Origin of the sequence: Kocuria cellulosilytica (assembly GCF_040981245.1) — a bacterium.
Taxonomy (GTDB): Bacteria; Actinomycetota; Actinomycetes; order Actinomycetales; family Micrococcaceae; genus Kocuria; species Kocuria cellulosilytica.
Genome location: NZ_JAVFWZ010000004.1, coordinates 136,251 through 153,705, shown reverse-complemented (window position 1 = coordinate 153,705; position 17,455 = coordinate 136,251). Strand labels below are relative to the sequence as shown.

Sequence of the window (17,455 nt, the reverse complement as noted above, 5' to 3'; positions counted from 1 at the left end):
GGGGGGCGGCACGAGCGCGCCGGGCGTGCGCTGCGTACCAAAGTACCTGATCAGTCCGGGAAGCCCTGGAGCAGCCACTCGGCGGCGATGCGGCCGGAGGCCGCCAGGGACGCGTTCTCGGCCGCCCACGCGGCGCGCCGGCGGCGCTCCCGGTCGTTCTCCTCGGCCCGCTCCGGGTCGAGCCGGCGGTCGAGGGCGGCGATCATGGCCTCGGCCACCGCGTCGGCGTCGTGGTCGACGGCCGCCCCGAGGCCGTGGTCCGCCACGAGCTCGGCGGCGACCCCCGCGCCCGCGTAGACGACCGGCGTCCCGCAGGCCGCGGCGGCGTAGATCTTGGTCGGCTTGGTGAAGTCGTAGCCGATGCCGGGGAGCACCGCGCCCAGGGCGGCGACCGCGCCCCGCGTCCACTCCGCGGTCTCGGCGGCGGGGCGCAGCCCCTCGAAGAGCACGCTGCCGGGCGCGAGCCGCTCAGCGATCTCCTGCACCCGGTCGATGTCGGAGCCGCGCCCGAAGAAGCGCAGCTGGGCGCCGGGGTGGGCCTCGAGGACCCGCGGCATGGCGCGGACGAACACGTCGGCGCCCTGCCACTCCGACATCGACCCGGCGTAGACGAAGTAGGGCGCGCCGGGCTCGGCCACGGGCCCGTCGGGGCGGAAGACGTCGGTGTCGATGCCGTTCTCCGCCACGAGCACCTTCTCCCAGGCCACGCCGGTGACGGACTGCAGCTCGCGGCCCATGGCCTCGGAGACGGTGAGCACGCCGGCGGCCCGCCGGGCCGCGAGGGTCTCCATGACGCGCATGGCCCGCTTCACCGGTGCGGCGACGTCCATCTTCTCGGCGGCGGTGGTCCAGATGTCGGGGGCGTACCAGACGTAGGGCCGGCCCCGCAGGAACGAGGACACGAGCACGGCCATGCCCGTGGTGGGGGGCGGCTCGCTGACCACGAGGTCGGCGCGGGTGGCGAGCAGCCGGAAGAGGACGGGAACGTCGAAGCTGAGGTACTGGACGATGCCGCGCACGTAGTCGAACCGGTCGCGCAGCACGGGCCACCGGCGCACCGGGTAGGGCTCCGGCTCGATCACGGACCCGGCGGGCGGGCGCGTGGTGAGGACCGTGACCTGCGCCCCGGCCTCGGTCAGCCCACGGGCCAGGGCCCGCAGCCGGAAGGACGCGGCGGCGGGCTCGGGGGCGAAGATGCGGCTGACGATGACGATGCGACGGGGAGTCACGGGACCACCTGTTCGGAGCTGCTCGACGGGAGGGGACGGGGCCGGGCACGACGTCGACGGGCGCGGGCGGTTCAACTGTACTGGTCCCGGCCGGCGGTCCCGGGCGGGCGCGCCACCGGGCGGCGGCGGACGGATCCGGCGGGCCCGCTACCGGACGGTGCGGCTCGTCCACGCGAGCACGCCCGGGCGGAAGAGCAGGACGAGCACGACGACGGCCGGGGCGGCCGTCGCGAGCCCGGGCCCCCACTGCCCCGACCGGAGCAGGGGGTAGGCGAGCACCAGGAGGAAGAGCTGGACCACGAGCGCCGCTGCGCGGGGCCACCGGAAGCCGCGCCACAGGCCCCGGCCGACGCGCAGCAGCCACAGGGCGCCCCCGAGGAACACCGCCGCGAGGAACACCGTCCCGCCCGTGGTGAGAGGGTCGCCGAACAGGAGCGTCCAGACGAGGCGCAGCCCGGCCCCCGCGAGGACCAGGGCCTCGAGCAGGACCACGCCGGTCAGGACGGCGACCGCGGGCGGCCGGGCCGCCTGGGAGGGGGCGGGCATGGGGTTCTCCTTCCGGCGGTGCGGCGGGCGCGGGCGGCGGCGCTCCCCGCCACCCTAGTCCGCCGGCCGCCGGGGCGGGGCGCCGGCCGGGCCCCGGGGCCGTCCGTGCGGGGCGCGCTGTGAGCAACGACTCACCGAACGGGGTGTGACGCGGCCCGCAAACCCTTGTCCGCACCCCTCCGGCGTGGGAAAGTGGACGTCAGTTCTTCACAAGGCCCGTGCGAATGGGCCTTTTCTCTTGTCCCGGACGCCGCTGCCGCAGGATCGTTCTGCCCTGCGCCGACGGGACCCGCCCTTGAAAGGAGCGATCGCTGACCATGGATTGGCGTAGCCGCGCAGCATGCCTGGAGAAGGATCCCGAGCTGTTCTTCCCCGTGGGCAACACCGGACCTGCTCTCCTCCAGATCGAGGAGGCCAAGGCCGTGTGCCGCAGCTGCCCGGTGATGGACACGTGTCTCCAGTGGGCCCTCGAGTCCGGCCAGGACGCCGGCGTCTGGGGCGGGATGAGCGAGGACGAGCGCCGCGCCCTCAAGCGCCGCGCCGCGCGCGCCCGCCGCGCCTCCTGAGCGCTCCGTCCGCACCGAGGACCGGGACCCCGCGGGGTCCCGGTCCTCGCCGCTTCCCGGACCGGCCTAGTCGTCGAGCCGGGCGCACACCGTGACCTCGGTGCCCCCGCCCTGCCGGGGAACCCAGCGGATCCAGCCCCCCAGCTCGCCCGCCACGAGGGTGCGCACGATCTGCATCCCCAGTCCCTCGCCGGCGCCCGCCCTGCGGAAGGCGCCGGCCCCGGACTCCTCGATCACGACGTCGCCCATCCCGGCGCCGTCGTCGCTCACCACGACCTCCAGCAGCTGACCGGCGCCGTCCTCGTCCTGCACGCGGGACGCCTCCAGGGTCACCGTGCCGGTCCGGCCGGCGAGGCCGTGCTCCACGGCGTTGGTGACGAGCTCGTTGATCACGAGCGCCAGCGGGGTGGCCAGGCGGGTCGGCAGCTCGCCGAACTCGCCGATCATCCGGGTGTGCACCGTCTGCTCGGGGGACGCCACCTCCGCCGCGAGCCGGAACTGGCGGGCGACGAGCTCGTCGAAGTCCACGTTCTGCGTGAACCCCTGCGAGAGCGTCTCGTGCACCATCGCGATGGTCGCGACCCGGCGCATGGCCTGCTCGAGCCCGTGCCGCGCCTCGTCCGTCGTCATCCGCCGGGCCTGCAGGCGCAGCAGCGCGGAGACCGTCTGCAGGTTGTTCTTGACGCGGTGGTGGATCTCCCGGACGGTCGCGTCCTTCGACACGAGCTCCAGGTCCCGGCGGCGCAGCTCGGTGACGTCCCGGCAGAGCAGCACCGCGCCGAGCCGGCCGGAGCGGTCCCGCAGCGGGACGGAGCGGAAGTTCACGCTCACGCGGGCGCCCTCCACCTCGGTGCGCCACGCCGTCCGCCCGCTGAGCACGGGGGCCAGGGTCTCGTCCGCGTCCGCCCCCGGGACCAGCACGGGGGGCACGAGGTCCATGAGCCGCTCCCCGAGCAGCTCGCCGTCGATCCCCAGCCGGCGCAGCGCCGACTCCGCGTTGGGCGAGACGTAGGTCACTCGGTCCTCGGCGTCGAGCCGGATCGCCCCGTCGCCCACCCGGGGCGCGCCCCGGCGGGATCCGGTCGGGGCGGAGAAGTCCGGCCAGAGGCCCTCGTTGGCCATCCGCAGCAGCGCGTCGGCGGTCTCGCGGTAGACGACCTCCTGCCGTGAGGCCACCGGCCCCCCGGCCCGGCCTGCGTGCAGGCTCAGCAGGGCGAGCGTGCGCCCCTTGCGCACCAGCGGCACCACCCGGATCGGCTCCGGGACGCCGGTCCCGTCCCCGGCAGGGCGCACCCGCTCGATCCGCCGGCCCACCCAGGCGGCCCGCAGGGGCCCGCTCAGCTCGTCGGGCAGCAGCTCGCCGACCAGGTCCTGGTGGAAGACCGTGGGGCCCGTCGCGGGCCGCACGTGGGCGAGCACCCGGAACGGGCTGCCGGGAGCGGGCATCCCGCGGCCGTTGCCGCTGCCCGCGGCCGGGATGTAGTCGGCCGGGAAGCTGAGGACGAGGTCGCCGAAGGCGAGGTCGGAGATGAGCTGCCAGTCCCCCACGAGCAGGTGCAGCCACTCGTAGTCCCCGGGGCCGAAGTCCTTGGTGTTCCTGAGCGGTTCCGTGAACGCCACATCGCCTCCCGTGGTCGCGGCTGGGGGAGCCCGGACGGCGCCCCCGCGATCAGCGCCGCAGCCAGGCCCCGATCCTGCCGCCCAGCCTAGTACCGTGCACGGGCGGGCTCCCGTCCGCCGCCGGCGCCCCGGCGCCGGCGAGCACCCGGCCGGCCAGCGTGCGGAACGCGGCCCGCGCGGACGACCCGGCCGCGGTCTCCGCCAGGACGGCCCCCGCCAGCAGCGCCTCGTCGAGGGTCTCCGGGTCCCACGGCACGAACTGCTCGAGCGCCGGGCCGGAGCCGAAGCGCGCCCAGGCCTCACGGATCCCCAGCTCGGGGGAGCGTCCCGCCGCCGAGCGGCGCAGCTTGTTGACGACGACGACGAGGCGGGCCCCGGGCGCGGCCGCGGCGACGTCCGGCAGGCCCTTGACCAGCCGCGGCACGCCGATGGTGTCCGCGGCGCCCACCGCGACCACCACGTCCGCGCGCTCCAGGACCGTGAGGGCCGCGGCGTGCCGGCGAGGAGCCATGGTGTCGACCGTGAGCTCCTCGTCGGCCTCGAGCGCGAAGCCGCAGTCCACGACCGTGGTGCCGAACTCCTGGGCCGAGCGCTCGAGCACCGCAGCGACGGCGCTCGAGCGCAGCTCCGGCCAGCGGTCCTGGCGGGTCAGGCCCGTGAGCACCCGGACGGTGCGCCCGGCGACGGCCACGTCGGCGGCCGTCCGGCGCAGGGCCGCGCCGTCGAGCCGCCCCTGGTCGGCCAGGCGGCACGCCTGGGCCAGGCCCGCGGCCTCGTCCAGCATCCCGAGGGCCGCGGCCACGGACGGGCCGTAGGTGTCCGCGTCCACGAGCGCCGTGTCCTGCCCGAGGAGAGCCAGCTCGGCGGCGAGGTTGACGGCCACCGTGGTCCGGCCCGGCGCTCCGGTGGGCCCCCACACCGCCACGATCCGACCCCCGCCCCGGGGGCCGGACGGCACCTCGTCGTCGGAGTCCGCCCCGGGCCGCGGGTCCGCGCCGGCCGCGGCGTCCGCGCGGCCCGCCGCGACGACGTCGGCGTAGCCGACGGCGCTCGGCGCGCCCGCCGCGGCCGCGACGGCCTCTTCGACGAGGCGTGCGGCGTCCTCCGGGTCCGCGTGCTCCGGGACGACCACGGCACCCAGCCCGGCGAGGCGGCGGTGGTCGTGGCCCTCCAGCACCAGCAGCGCCGCGCCGCCGAGCCGGATCTGCTCCAGCAGGCTGGCCGTGAGGTCCTCGGCGCCCTCCGCGACGAGCGCGGCCCGGCCGAGCCCGGCGCGCGCCGCGGCCAGCAGCTCCGTGAGGTCGAGGCAGCGGCGCACCACCGTGACCGGCCCGTGCAGCCGTTCGATCCCGTCGACGAGAGGCCACGTCGAGACCCCGAGGGCCATGACCGGCAGGGCCATCACCGGCCGCCCGCGGGGTTCCACACGAGCGTGACCCGGGCGTCGTTGCCGAGCGCGTCCACGAGCTCCTCCATCGGGTCCTCCTCGACCAGCACGTGCACCACGGTGCCGCGGCCCGCGCCGAGAGCGGTCTCCTCCGCCTGCACCCCGGCGATCTCGGCGGCGGGCAGCAGCAGGCGGGCCGGTTCGTGGCCGCGGCCCGAGGGCTTCTGTGCGGCGACCCAGACGTCCACGCGCGTACCCGCCCCGGCGTCCTGGGGCAGCGGGTGCTCCACCGGCACGGCGACCGGCTTGCGGTCCAGCCGGTCCGCGGCGCCCAGGGCGGTGCCCGGCAGCAGCTGGCCCGCCGGGATCCGCTGCGTGGCGACGGTGCCCGGGCCCGGGGCGTCGCCCGCCGGGACGTACAGGTCCGCCGCGTCCTGCAGCCGGACGTCGACGGCCACGACGTCCTCCCCGGTCACCTCCTGCCCGACCTCGATGTCCCGGGCCGCCGCGAGATAGGGGTCCGTCCGGTTCGTGGCGGAGACCACGGCGGTCACCCCGGCGACGGAGAGCAGCACGAGCAGCAGCCCGGTGAGCAGCCGGGGGTCCCGCCAGGTCGGTCTCCGGAACCGGGCCGACGGGGCGTCCGTGCCCCTGACCGTGCCGCTCATCGGCGACCGCCTCTCTCGATGCTCGGCACGGCCGTGGGGACCGCGCTCGTCGCCCACATTGTGCCCGCGGGCGTGGGGCCGCGGGAACGGTCCGGTGCACAACTGGGGACAGGATCGTGGCGGGACGGCCCCGTGGCCGATCCCCGTCGTGGTCCGCCGCATGTGGACGGGCGGCCGTCCCGCCCGTTCGGTGGCAGACTGGAACGGGAGAGCAACCACGAGCAAGGAGGCGGGAGATGGCGCAGCAGCGCTTCCTGACCTTGGCGGACGTCGCCGAGATCCTCAACATCTCGGCGGCGCAGGCGAGGGCTCTCGTGCGCAGCGGAGAGCTGCCTGCCATCCAGGTGGGCGGACGCGGCCAGTGGCGTGTCGAGACCGCCAAGCTGGAGGAGTACATCGCACGGGGGTACGAGCGCACCGCCGAGGCGGTGCGCTCGGGCGCTGCGGACTGATCCGCCGGGAGGACTCCCGCGGCGGCCTCACCGCGCGCTGAGCGAGGAGACGCAGACCAGCGCGGGGAACGGGACGGCGCGCAGCGCGGTCACGCTGCCCCGCCTCCGGTAGTCGTCGTCGGGGTGCAGGGCCAGGTCGAAGAAGTCCGAGCCCACCCGGTCGACCGTCCCCTCGAGCTCGCCGAGCGGGCCTCCGCCGGAGAGCCGGACCCGCACCCCGGCCCGGGCCCGCGCCAGGGCGCGCAGCGCGTGCCCCAGTCCGAGCCGCAGCGCCACCGGGTCCGCACCGGGCGTCCACCCCCGGCCGAGGGACTCCCACCACAGGGCGGCGCCCAGCGGCACGAGGTGCTGGGTCCCCCGGTCCTCGAGCGCGACCCACCCGGCGCCCACCGTGCCCACCCGGCCCTCGACGGGCACGGCCCCCGCGAGCAGGGCCCGGACGGGCTCGCCCTGCCGCAGCCGCAGCCGGTCCGCCAGGCGCACCCGGGAGTACTCCGCGCGGGCCTGCTCGGCGGCCTCCTCCTCCAGTCCCAGCTGGTGCGCGGAGGCCAGCTGCGACTCCATGTCCGCGAACAGCTGCTCCCAGCGCACGGCAGCGCCCCCTTCCGGCGTCCGGTCCGTCCGGCCGCGCAGGGCCTCAACCTAGGTGCCCGCCCCGGACCGGTCAAGGAACGCCATGTCCACCGCGCCGGACGCAGACCTTTACACCGGCCGCCCCCGGTGCTACCAATGCCTCAGGACGTCAAACGGCATCAAACACCATCAAATGCCACCAAACACCTGTCATCGGGGGACGACATGGCCGGCACGCCACGACCCGCACGCCCCACCGCCGCTCCGCTGTGGTCGGTGCTCGCGATCCCCGTCCTGGGCCTGGCCACCGCGGCCTGCGGCGCGGCGCTGACCGGCGGCGCCGGCCGTCCCTCCGGAGGCCCGGACACGGAGGCGCTGATCGGCCTGGCGGCGGCCGCGCTCGGCTGCGCCGTGGTGGTGGCCTGGACCCTCGCCGCCGCCCTCGCGGTGCTCTCGGTGCTGGCCGGTCGCCGCCGCTGGGAACGCCTCGCCGGGGTCTGCCGGCGGTGCTCCCCCGCCCTGCTGCGCCGTGCGGCGGCCGCAGCCCTGGGCCTGCAGCTGCTCGCGGCCCCGGGCGCGCTCGCCGACGACACGCCCTCCCCGTTCTGGGACGCCGGGGCAGCCGCCCAGGAGGCCCCGGGCACGCCGGCCCCCGCCCCGGCACCGGGACCCGGCCCCGACGCCGAGCCCGGGGCGGAGCCCGTTCCCGCTCCCCCGGCGGCACCGGAGCCCTGCGGTCGCCGGCCCGTGGCGGCGGAGCGCACGGTGGACGGCGCCGTCACGGTCCTGCGCGGGGACACGCTGTGGTCCCTCACGGCCGCCCAGCTGGGGCCGGAGGCCACCGACGAGCAGATCGCCCGCGCGTGGCCCCGCTGGTACGAGCTGAACCGGCACGTGCTCGTGGACGGGCCGCACCGGCTCCTGCCCGGCCAGCGGCTCCTGGTGCCCGGCGCCGGAGGACCCTGACCCGCCCGCGCCCCGGCCCGGCTCGGCCCGGGACCGCCCGACCACCGACGCACCGCAGGACCACAGCACCGCAGGACCACAGCACCGCTCCCAGGAGGCCCGCCATGAACGCACCCGCCGCCGGTTCCGATCCGATGGCCCGGCCGGTCGTGCCCGCGTCCGGACGCCCGGCAGCCGGCCCACCGGCCCGCCGGGCGCGGCCGGCGCCGCCCACGGCCCCGGGCGGCTACACGTGGGGCGCCACCCGCGTGCTGGGCCGCGACACCGCCGACGAGCTGGGCCGGGTCACGGCGCTGGCCCGGTCGATCGGCCAGGCGGCCGTGGAGGTGCTGGGCGGGAGCCGGCCGGCGGCGCAGCTGAGCCGCTGGACCACCCCGGAGATCGTGCAGCGCTTCCAGCAGCGCGCCGACATGCTCCGGCTGCTGCAGGAGCAGTTCGAGGACAAGGCCGCGCTGCAGGAGCTGCACCGCAATCCGCACGTGCGCAGGTGCCGGGTCTGCCGGGTGGACCACGGGGTCTACGAGGTGGCCCTCGTGCTGGTCGAGCCGCGGCGCAGCCGGGCCGTGGCCATGCGCGTGGAGCGCCTGGGGCGGGGCTGGAGCGTCACCGAGCTCGAGGTCGGCTGAGCCTCCGCCGCGGCGCCCCGCTCAGCCCTCGGAGGCCTCCGCGCTGGCGGCCCGGGCCCGGGCGCGCCGCCCCGCCCGGTTGCGGGACGTGTCCGCCTCGTCCTCCCCGCCGCCGGCCGCGACCGGCTCCGTGCGGGTCTGCGTCCCACCCGTCTCGGCGGGCGCGGTGTACTGCAGGAAGCTGGGCTGACGCGGGATCTGCAGGTCCACGGGGCCGCCGTCGGCGCCCACGCGCTGGCGCCGGATCTCCATCCGGTACAGCGTCGAGACCGTCTCCTCGCGGATCGCGCCCATCATCTCCTGGAACATCGCGTAGCCCTCCCGCTGGTACTCCACGAGGGGGTCGCGCTGCGCCATGGCGCGCAGGCCGATGCCCTCCTTGAGGTAGTCCATCTCGTAGAGGTGCTCGGGCCACTTGCGCCCGATGACCGACAGCAGCACGCGCCGCTCCAGGTTGCGCATCGCCTCCGCGCCGACCTCCTCCTCCCGCTGGTCGTAGACGAGACGGGCGTCGGAGAGGATCTGCTCGCGCAGGAACTCCGCCGTGAGCCGGGTGCGGCCCCCGGCCTCCTCGACGACCTCGTCGACCGTGAGGGTCACGGGGTAGATCGTGCGCAGGGCCTCCCACAGCCCGTCGAGGTCCCAGTCCTCGGGGTGGCCGACGGCCGTGCGGTCCTCGACCGTGGAGCTGACGACCTCGTCGACGAACTGGGCGATCTGCTCCTGGAGGTCGTCGCCCTCGAGCACCCGGCGCCGGTCGCGGTAGACCGCCTCGCGCTGACGGTTCAGGACGTCGTCGTACTTGAGGACGTTCTTGCGCTGCTCGGCGTTGCGCCCCTCGACCTGGCTCTGCGCCGAGGCGATGGCGCGGGAGACGATCTTGTGCTCCAGGGCGGTGTCGTCCGGCGCCCCCGCCATGAGCCGCTGGGCGGCCCCGGCGTTGAACAGCCGCATGAGGTCGTCCGCGAGGGAGAGGTAGAAGCGGGACTCGCCCGGGTCCCCCTGGCGCCCGGAGCGCCCGCGCAGCTGGTTGTCGATGCGCCGCGACTCGTGGCGCTCGGTGCCCAGGACGTAGAGACCGCCGACGGCCACGACCTCCTGGTGCTCCGTCCTCGTCTCCTCCTCGCACGCGGCCACCACCTCCGGCCACACCCGCTCGTACTCCTCCGCGTCCCGCTGCGGGTCCAGGCCCTTCTCCCGCATCCGGTCCACGGCGTTGAACTCGGCGTTGCCGCCGAGCATGATGTCGGTGCCGCGGCCGGCCATGTTGGTGGCCACGGTGACCGCGCCCTTGCGGCCGGCCTGCGCGACGATCGCGGCCTCCCGCGCGTGGTTCTTCGCGTTGAGCACCTCGTGGCGGACGCCGCGCTGGGCGAGCAGCTTCGAGAGGTACTCGCTCTTCTCGACCGACACGGTGCCCACGAGGACCGGCTGGCCCTTCGCGTGCCGCTCCTCGATGTCCTTGACCACCGCGGCGAACTTCGCGACCTCGTTCTTGTAGACGAGGTCGGGGCGGTCGATGCGGGCGAGGGGCCGGTGCGTCTCGATGGACACGACGCCCAGCCCGTAGGTGTTCATGAACTCCGCGGCCTCGGTCTCGGCGGTTCCCGTCATGCCCGCGAGCTTGTCGTAGAGGCGGAAGTAGTTCTGCAGGGTGACCGTGGCGAGCGTCTGGTTCTCGGCCTTGATCTCGACGCCCTCCTTCGCCTCGATGGCCTGGTGCATGCCCTCGTTGTAGCGGCGGCCGGCGAGGATGCGCCCGGTGTGCTCGTCGACGATCATCACCTCGCCCTTGAGCACCACGTAGTCCTTGTTGGCGCGGAAGAGCTCCTTGGCCTTGATGGCGTTGTTCAGGAACCCGATCAGCGGGGTGTTCTGGGCCTCGTAGAGGTTGTCGATGCCGAGCCAGTCCTCGACCTTCTCGATCCCGGACTCCAGCACGCCGACGGTGCGCTTCTTCTCGTCCACCTCGTAGTCGGTGCCCGCCTGGAGCCGCTGCACGAGACGGCCGAACTCGGTGTACCACCGGTTGGCCTCCCCCGAGGCGGGCCCGGAGATGATGAGCGGGGTGCGGGCCTCGTCGATCAGGATGGAGTCCACCTCGTCGACGATCGCGAAGCTGTGGCCCCGCTGGACGAGCTCGTCGGGGCTCCACGCCATGTTGTCGCGGAGGTAGTCGAAGCCGAACTCGTTGTTCGTGCCGTACGTGATGTCGGCGACGTACTGCTGCCGCCGGGTCGCCGGGTCCTGGTTGGCCAGCACCACGCCGGTCTCCATGCCCAGGAACCGGTAGACGCGCCCCATCAGGTTGGCCTGGTACTCCGCCAGGTAGTCGTTCACGGTGACGACGTGGACGCCCTTGCCGGAGAGGGCGTTGAGGTAGGCGGGGGCCGTGGCGACGAGGGTCTTGCCCTCACCGGTCTTCATCTCGGCGATGTTCCCGAGGTGCAGGGCGGCGCCGCCCATGAGCTGGACGTCGTAGTGGCGCTGGCCCAGGGTGCGCGAGGCGGCCTCCCGGACCACGGCGAAGGCCTCGGGCAGCAGCCGGTCCAGGGACTCGCCGTCGGCGACGCGGGCGCGGAAGGCGTCCGTCTCGGCCCGCAGCTCCGCGTCGCTGAGCTCCCGGAAACCGTCCTCGAGGCTGTTGATGGCGGTCGTGTAGGACCGCAGCCTCGTCAGGACCTTCTTGTCTCCGGTCCTGAGGACTTTCTCCAGGAATGACGCCACGTGCACACGCTCCTCGTGTTCGACTGCCGTGCTGGGACTGATGGGGGGTATCCGGCACCTGCTCCAGTCTACGCGAGCGGGCCCCGGTCCTCGGGCACGGCGGAGCCCGGTGGCCGCAACCACCGGGCTCTTCCGGGGCGGGACCCGGCCGGCACCCGGCCGGCGGGTCCCGCGCTCAGCGGTGCGTGCTCAGCGGGCGGGCTCGGTCTGGTACGCCCGGACGCTCTCCTCGGACGCCTCGCCGTTGTCGCTGAGGCTGATCACGCCGTAGCTCCAGCCCTTGCGGCGGTAGACCGCGGAGGGCTCCCCGGTCTCCTTGTCGAGGAACAGGTAGAAGTCGTGGCCGACGAGCTCCATGTGGTCGACGGCCTCGTCGACGCTCAGCTCGGAGGCAGGGAACCGCTTGCGCCGGATCTCGACGGGGGTGACCGCGTCGGTGAGGCTCACGCTCTGGTCGAACGCCTCCTGCTCGGCGGTCGCGAGCTCCTCGGCGGTGGAGTAGATGGGTCCGGAGCTCGGCACCACGGGCAGGGTGCCGGTGGCCTCGTGGACGGCCGTGGGGCGGTGGGCGCCGCGGTGCACCTTCCGGCGGTCGCGCGCCCGGCGCAGGCGCTCCAGGAGCTTGCTGTACGCCTCGTCGAAAGCGGCGAACTTGTCGTCGCCGCGGGCCTCGGCCCGCAGCACGGGACCGCGGCCGGAGACGGTGATCTCCACGCCCATGCCCTGGTGGCCGGGCAGCGCGTGGTCCTTGGTGACCTTGACATCAATGCGCTGGACCTTCTCGCCCAGCTCCTCGAACTTGACGACCTTCTCGGCGGCGTACTCCTTGAACCGCTCCGGTACGGCGACGTTGCGCCCCATGACGTTCAGTTCCATGATGCCCTCCAAATCTCGGGGGTGACGTGGGCGGATGGGGCCGCCCACCCGGGAGGATCGGTGCGTCCCGTGGCTCAACGTTAGTTGAATCACACGGGATATTCACCAGGCCCCGGCCGGGTCCGGATCAGCGGTGAGCGGAACCGCCGGGGAGCGCACGGCCGCGAGCACCACCGCACCGACCACCTCGGCCCCGCCGGCGCGCAGCGCGCGGGCCGCCTCCCCGAGGGTCGCGCCCGTGGTCAGCACGTCGTCGACGACGACGCACCGGGCGCCGGGCGCCGCCGCGGCCCGCATGGACCCGGTGGGGCGGTCCCGCCGGCCCGCCGCGCCCAGCCGCTTCTGCGCCGGTCCGGGCAGCAGGGTCCCGCTCCCGCGGTGCCGCAGCCCGCGGTCCACGACCGCACCGGCGGGGAGCACGCCGCGGCGGGAGCAGTCCTCCAGCAGCAGCCGCACGGGGTCGAACCAGCGGCGCCGCAGGGCCGCCGGGCTGGTCGGCACCGGGACCAGGAGCACGGGCCCGGGCGGCCAGTCCCGGGCGGCGCGGTGCAGGGCCGTGGCCAGGCAGGCGGCGAGCACGGGGACCAGGTCGGTGCGGCCGGTGTTCTTGAGGGCGAGCACGCACGTGGCGAGCCCGTGGGCGTAGCGCCCGGCGGCCACGACCGGCAGCGGCGGATCCAGCAGCGGCGCGGCCGAGGACGCCTCGAAGGGCCGGGCGCAGGACCGGCGCAGCAGCAGGCGGCAGCCGCGGCACAGGGCGGCGCCCGGGGCGCGGCACACGGCGCACTCCACGGGCAGCAGCACCTCGGCGGCCTCGGCCAGGCGGTCGAGGACCCGTGCGGCCGCCCGGTCGAGGGCGCGGGCGGAGAGCGGGTTCGCGGGCATGCCCCCATCCTGGCCGGGGCCCGCCGCCCGGGACCGGGGGCGGCTCCCGTCCGGACGGCCGGCGCTGTGGACGGGGGACCGTCCCGGGCGGGGGCCTCAGCCGGCGAACGCCGTGTCCAGCACGTCCTCGCTCTGCGGCGCCCACGCGTTGCCGGTGAGCATGTGCAGGGTGCCGCCGGCCACGGCGTAGACGGAGGACGTGCCGTTGCCCCCGCTCAGTCCGGTGAGGCCCACCAGGGCGGGCAGCTCGCGGAAGCGCCCGGACACGTCGTAGACGCGGGGCCGGACGGACCCCGTGCCGCCCAGCGGGGCCGCGACGAACTCCCGGTCGCTGAGCCACAGGGCCGCGTCCGCGTCGACGTCGGCGGCCACCCGGTACGGCTCGTTGAGCCGGCGCGGCGTCCCGTCCGGCTCGCGCACCACGCCGGAGAGCCAGATCTGGGAGACGCCGTCGTCCTCGGTGACGACGAGCGCGCGCGTGCCCCCGCGCGAGATCCGCAGCGAGGTGACGGTCCGCGCCGACAGCCACGAGGCCTCGACGCGCCGCGGGTCCCCGGCGTCCGCGCCGGTGCGCACGGCCCGGACGGTGCCGGCGGAGTCCCCGGTCCACACCCACCCGTGCTCGTCGAAGCTCGGGCGGGTCAGGCCGGTGCCGCTGAAGCGCTCCACGGGCTCCTCGTCCCGGGCCACGGTCACCAGGGCGCCGGTGCCCGTGTCCACGAACGCGAAGTGCTCGGCCGCGGCGTCCATCGCGGGGCTGGACGGGAAGTGGTCGTCCAGCGCGGGGATCCCGTCCACGACCTCGGTCTGGCCGCCCTGGTAGAACACGAGCTCGCCGTCGCGCAGCCCCACCTGCCGGGCCGGGACGGTGACGTCCTGGACCGGTGCGGTGTCGGTCCACCCCGCGCCGAGCTCCACGGGCGCCCCCTCGACGAGCAGCTCCACGTCGTTCACCGCGGTGAGCGACCTGAGGCTCAGCGAGAGCTGGTCGTGCATCCGGCGGTTGATCTCGATGTTCGCCGGGTCGAAGTCGGGCACGCTGAGCTCCACCGTGGCGGTGCCCTCCCGCACGGGCACCGCCGAGCCCGCGAGCGTGGTCCCCGCCGGGAACGCCGAGGTCACGGCGCCCCGCAGGTACGGCGCGGGCCCGCCGAGCAGGTTGCGCACGATGGACGTGGACACCGGCACCCGGTCCGGGAACCACCGGGGGTCGACCACCACGTTGGACAGGTCCTCGTCCGCGAAGTACAGGTGGTGGGGCTCGAAGACGTCCTCGAAGTCGGGCCGGGTGAGCGCCGTGGCGTCCGGGGCGTCGGAGATCCGCCACTGGCCGTCCACCTGGGCCACGTCGAAGTCGAGCACCTCCGTGGCCCCCGCCGGCTTGCGCTCGATCACGCCGGAGCCGTCCACCACGCTCTCCACCTCGAGGTTCACGCGGTACTCGTCGTCCTCGAGCCGGGGCACGATCGAGGCGTCGCCGCGGTGCACGATGGTGCGCGCGTCCGGGTGCCAGGTGCCGGCGAGGTCCGGGGTGAGGTACTCCCGGGCCACGGAGTAGTCGTCGGCCACGCCGGTCCCGGCCGCGAGGAAGCCCCGCACGATCTGCTCCGGGGTCGCCCCGTCGCGGGGGCCGGCCGGCTCGACGTCGTAGGTGGGCTGGGCCGCGGTCCGGGTCGGCTCGGCGTGCCGGTGCACGGGCCCCGTCCGGGGAATGGCTCCGCAGCCGCCGAGGGCCACGGCCGCGGCCAGGGCGAGTGCGGCCGTGCGGGCCGGCCTCCCGGTCCTGCTCATGTCCGGTCCTCCTCGACGTCGGCCGGCTGCGCCGCGGCGGCGGGGGGCAGCTGCTCCGGCGGGGCCGCGGAGGCCAGCGCCAGGGACCCCGTCCGGGTCACCGCCGCCGTCTCCGGGTACGCGTCGGCGTCGGGCGGCAGGCCCAGCGGGCTGTCGTCGTCGGGACCGAGCCGCCGGGCGCGGGTCCGGGGCAGGGTGAGCCGGAAGCACGCGCCCTCCCCCGGCGCGCCCCACACGTCGAGCCGGCCGCCGTGCAGCCGCGTGTCCTCGGTGGCGATCGCGAGGCCGAGCCCCGTACCGCCCGTGGTGCGGGCGCGGGCCGGGTCCGCGCGCCAGAAGCGATTGAACGCCTTGGCCGCCTCCTCCTCGGTCATCCCGATGCCGTGGTCGCGCACCGCCACGGCCGCGGCAACCTCGGAGGCCCCGACGACGACGTCGACGGGCCGGCCCTCCCCGTGCTCGAGGGCGTTGACCACGAGGTTCCGCAGGATCCGCTCGATCCGCCGCTGGTCCCCCTGGACGGTGCAGCGGGACAGCTCCGAGCGCACCCGCACCGTGGAGCCGGAGGAGACGGCGAGCGGGGCCGCGGCCTCCACGACGTCGTGCACGACGGAGAACAGCTCGACGCTGGCCACCTCAAGCCGGGCGGCGCCGGCGTCGAAGCGCGAGATCTCCAGCAGGTCGGCCAGCAGGGCGTCGAAGCGGTCCACCTGGTGGTGGAGCAGCTCGGCGGAGCGCCGGTTGACGGGGTCGAAGTCCTCACGGGCGTTGAAGAGCACCTCGGCCGCCATCCGCACCGTGGTCAGCGGGGTGCGAAGCTCGTGGGAGACGTCCGAGACGAAGGTCTGCTGCATCGAGGACAGCTGCTCGAGCTGGGTGATCTGCTCCTGCAGGCTGTCCGCCATGCGGTTGAAGGACCGGGCGAGGCGGGCGACCTCGTGCGAGCCGCTGACGGGCATCCGCACGCCGAGGTCCCCGTCGGCGAGCTGCTCGGCCACGCGGGCGGTGGTGGACACGGGACGGACGACCTCGCGGGTGACGTACCAGACGATCGCGCCCACGAGCAGGAGCAGGACGACCACCGACAGCAGCAGCACCGCGTGCATCGCGTCCAGGGTGCGCTGCGGCTCGGAGAAGTCGTAGACGAGGTAGAGCCCGTAGCGGCTGTTCTGGTAGAGGTCCACCACGGTGCCCACGACGATGACGGGGGCCTCCTCCCCGTTCTCCGTCATCCGGACGGAGGCGGGCTGCCAGAACACGCCGTCCTGCTCCGCGAGCCGATCCTGCAGCTCCGCGGGCACGGTGCTCGAGGTCATCCACGGGCTCTGGCTCTGGGCCGGGATGAGGGTCTGCCCGCTCGTGAAGTCCATCGGGAGCAGGATCCAGCGCTCGGTCTCCGCGCCGTCGACCGAGAGCGAGCCGAGGGTCGAGGCGACCAGCGCCTGCAGCTCGTCGCGGTCGGAGGCGTCCGAGGCGTCGAAGCTGTCCTGCACCTGCTCGAAGTCCGCGGTGGCCGAGGCGAGGACCTGGTCCAGGCGCTCGGTGAAGAGCCGGTCCGCGATCTGGTGCGAGAGGAAGCTGCCGGTGACGAAGAAGGCCAGGGCGGTCAGGGACAGGGACACCGCGATGGCTCGGAACTGCAGGGACTGCCGCCAGCGGCGGGCCAGGAGGAGCCGGCCCAGCCGCAGCCGGCGGGCCGCGGCGCGGGCCGGCCCGCTGCGCCGGGAGGAGGCGGCGTCCGGCGGGGTCATCGGGCGGACGTGCCCGCCTTGTAGCCGACGCCGCGCACGGTCACCACGATCTCGGGGCTCTCCGGGTCCCGCTCGATCTTGGAGCGCAGCCGCTGCACGTGGACGTTGACGAGCCGCGTGTCGGCGGCGTGCTGGTAGCCCCAGACGTCGCGGAGCAGCATCTCCCGCGAGAACACCTGGTGCGGTGCGCGCGCCAGGGCGGTGAGCAGGTCGAACTCGAGGGGCGTGAGGCTGATCTCGTGGTCCCCCCGGTGCACGCTGTGCCCGCTCACGTCGATGGTCAGGTCGCCGATCCGCAGCTCCTGCGAGTTGGCGCGCTCGACCGGGCGCAGCCGGGCCTTGACCCGGGCCACGAGCTCGGCGGGCTTGAACGGCTTGGGCACGTAGTCGTCGGCCCCGGCCTCCAGCCCGCGGACCACGTCGACGGTGTCCGACTTGGCGGTGAGCATGACGACCGGGACGTCGGAGATCGTGCGGATCTCGCGGCAGACCTGGATGCCGTCCTTGCCCGGGAGCATGAGGTCGAGGAGCAGCAGGTCCGGGCGCACGGCCCGGAAGGTGTCCACGGCGGTGGCACCGTCGTAGCAGAAGACGGGCTCGAAGCCCTCCGCGGTCAGGACGATCCCGATCATCTCCGACAGGGCGGCGTCGTCGTCGACGACCAGTATTCGCGCGTTCATCGCCTCTCCGGTGGTGTGGGGCGGCCCCGCAGGGGGCGGGGACCTCCGTGGCCCGGACGTCCGGGGCGTGGTGGTGGACCGGGGTCCACCTGCATTGTGGCCGATCGCGGCC

General features: G+C 75.2%; 16 protein-coding genes. 4 read left to right on the top strand and 12 right to left on the bottom strand.

Annotated features, from left to right (window positions below):
• Positions 1–50: 50 nt before the first annotated feature.
• Together RCG67_RS08260 and RCG67_RS08255 are read right to left on the bottom strand one after the other, a co-directional pair.
• Positions 51–1,229: a glycosyltransferase family 4 protein gene (locus tag RCG67_RS08260; RefSeq protein WP_368825680.1), complete on the bottom strand. Its 1,179-nt coding sequence runs from the start codon at positions 1,227–1,229 to the stop codon at positions 51–53.
• A 147-nt stretch (positions 1,230–1,376) separates the two neighbouring features.
• A complete protein-coding gene (locus RCG67_RS08255) occupies positions 1,377–1,775 on the bottom strand; it encodes a hypothetical protein (RefSeq protein WP_368825679.1) in 399 nt (132 codons plus the stop codon).
• A gap of 317 nt (positions 1,776–2,092) precedes the next feature.
• Here RCG67_RS08255 and RCG67_RS08250 point away from each other — a divergent pair, with 317 nt between their 5' ends.
• Positions 2,093–2,341, top strand: a complete 249-nt coding sequence (locus RCG67_RS08250) for a WhiB family transcriptional regulator (protein ID WP_017833636.1) — start codon at positions 2,093–2,095, stop codon at positions 2,339–2,341.
• Between the two features lie 66 nt (positions 2,342–2,407).
• Here the strand turns inward: RCG67_RS08250 and RCG67_RS08245 are convergent, their stop codons facing one another.
• The 3 genes from RCG67_RS08245 to RCG67_RS08235 form a co-directional block, all read right to left on the bottom strand.
• Positions 2,408–3,961 carry a sensor histidine kinase gene (locus RCG67_RS08245; protein WP_368825678.1) on the bottom strand — a complete coding sequence of 518 codons (1,554 nt, stop codon included), beginning with the start codon at positions 3,959–3,961 and terminating at the stop codon, positions 2,408–2,410.
• Between the two features lie 49 nt (positions 3,962–4,010).
• Entirely contained in the window at positions 4,011–4,880 is an 870-nt protein-coding gene (locus RCG67_RS17630) for a CpaE/TadZ family protein (RefSeq protein ID WP_438612656.1), read from the bottom strand.
• Positions 4,881–5,362: 482 nt separating this feature from the next.
• A complete protein-coding gene (locus RCG67_RS08235) occupies positions 5,363–6,016 on the bottom strand; it encodes an SAF domain-containing protein (RefSeq protein WP_368825676.1) in 654 nt (217 codons plus the stop codon).
• A 236-nt stretch (positions 6,017–6,252) separates the two neighbouring features.
• Between RCG67_RS08235 and RCG67_RS08230 the strand changes: the two genes are divergently transcribed.
• Positions 6,253–6,468, top strand: coding sequence for a helix-turn-helix domain-containing protein (locus tag RCG67_RS08230; RefSeq protein ID WP_058874782.1), 216 nt, complete (start codon positions 6,253–6,255; stop codon positions 6,466–6,468).
• A 27-nt stretch (positions 6,469–6,495) separates the two neighbouring features.
• Here RCG67_RS08230 and RCG67_RS08225 read toward each other — a convergent pair whose 3' ends face one another.
• Positions 6,496–7,059, bottom strand: a complete 564-nt coding sequence (locus RCG67_RS08225) for a hypothetical protein (RefSeq protein ID WP_368825675.1) — start codon at positions 7,057–7,059, stop codon at positions 6,496–6,498.
• Between the two features lie 207 nt (positions 7,060–7,266).
• Between RCG67_RS08225 and RCG67_RS08220 the strand changes: the two genes are divergently transcribed.
• The gene (locus RCG67_RS08220; protein WP_368825674.1) at positions 7,267–8,007 is read left to right on the top strand and encodes a LysM peptidoglycan-binding domain-containing protein; all 741 of its coding nucleotides are present in this window, start codon (positions 7,267–7,269) and stop codon (positions 8,005–8,007) included.
• A 104-nt stretch (positions 8,008–8,111) separates the two neighbouring features.
• On the top strand, positions 8,112–8,633 hold the full coding sequence (locus tag RCG67_RS08215; protein WP_368825673.1) for an Rv3235 family protein: 522 nt from the start codon (positions 8,112–8,114) through the stop codon (positions 8,631–8,633).
• Between the two features lie 21 nt (positions 8,634–8,654).
• Here the strand turns inward: RCG67_RS08215 and secA are convergent, their stop codons facing one another.
• The 6 genes from secA to mtrA form a co-directional block, all read right to left on the bottom strand.
• Positions 8,655–11,360, bottom strand: coding sequence for a preprotein translocase subunit SecA (gene secA, locus RCG67_RS08210; RefSeq protein ID WP_368825672.1), 2,706 nt, complete (start codon positions 11,358–11,360; stop codon positions 8,655–8,657).
• Between the two features lie 189 nt (positions 11,361–11,549).
• The gene (gene hpf, locus RCG67_RS08205; protein ID WP_368825671.1) at positions 11,550–12,236 is read right to left on the bottom strand and encodes a ribosome hibernation-promoting factor, HPF/YfiA family; all 687 of its coding nucleotides are present in this window, start codon (positions 12,234–12,236) and stop codon (positions 11,550–11,552) included.
• 102 nt (positions 12,237–12,338) lie between these two features.
• Entirely contained in the window at positions 12,339–13,121 is a 783-nt protein-coding gene (locus RCG67_RS08200; RefSeq protein ID WP_368825670.1) for a ComF family protein, read from the bottom strand.
• Positions 13,122–13,217: 96 nt separating this feature from the next.
• Positions 13,218–14,912, bottom strand: coding sequence for an LpqB family beta-propeller domain-containing protein (locus RCG67_RS08195; RefSeq protein WP_368825669.1), 1,695 nt, complete (start codon positions 14,910–14,912; stop codon positions 13,218–13,220).
• Positions 14,909–16,663, bottom strand: a complete 1,755-nt coding sequence (mtrB, locus tag RCG67_RS08190) for an MtrAB system histidine kinase MtrB (protein WP_368825668.1) — start codon at positions 16,661–16,663, stop codon at positions 14,909–14,911. The genes RCG67_RS08195 and mtrB overlap by 4 nt, the downstream gene beginning before the upstream one ends.
• Positions 16,660–17,343, bottom strand: a complete 684-nt coding sequence (gene mtrA, locus RCG67_RS08185) for an MtrAB system response regulator MtrA (RefSeq protein WP_058874789.1) — start codon at positions 17,341–17,343, stop codon at positions 16,660–16,662. Before mtrA ends, mtrB begins: the two co-directional genes overlap by 4 nt.
• Positions 17,344–17,455 lie beyond the last annotated feature (112 nt).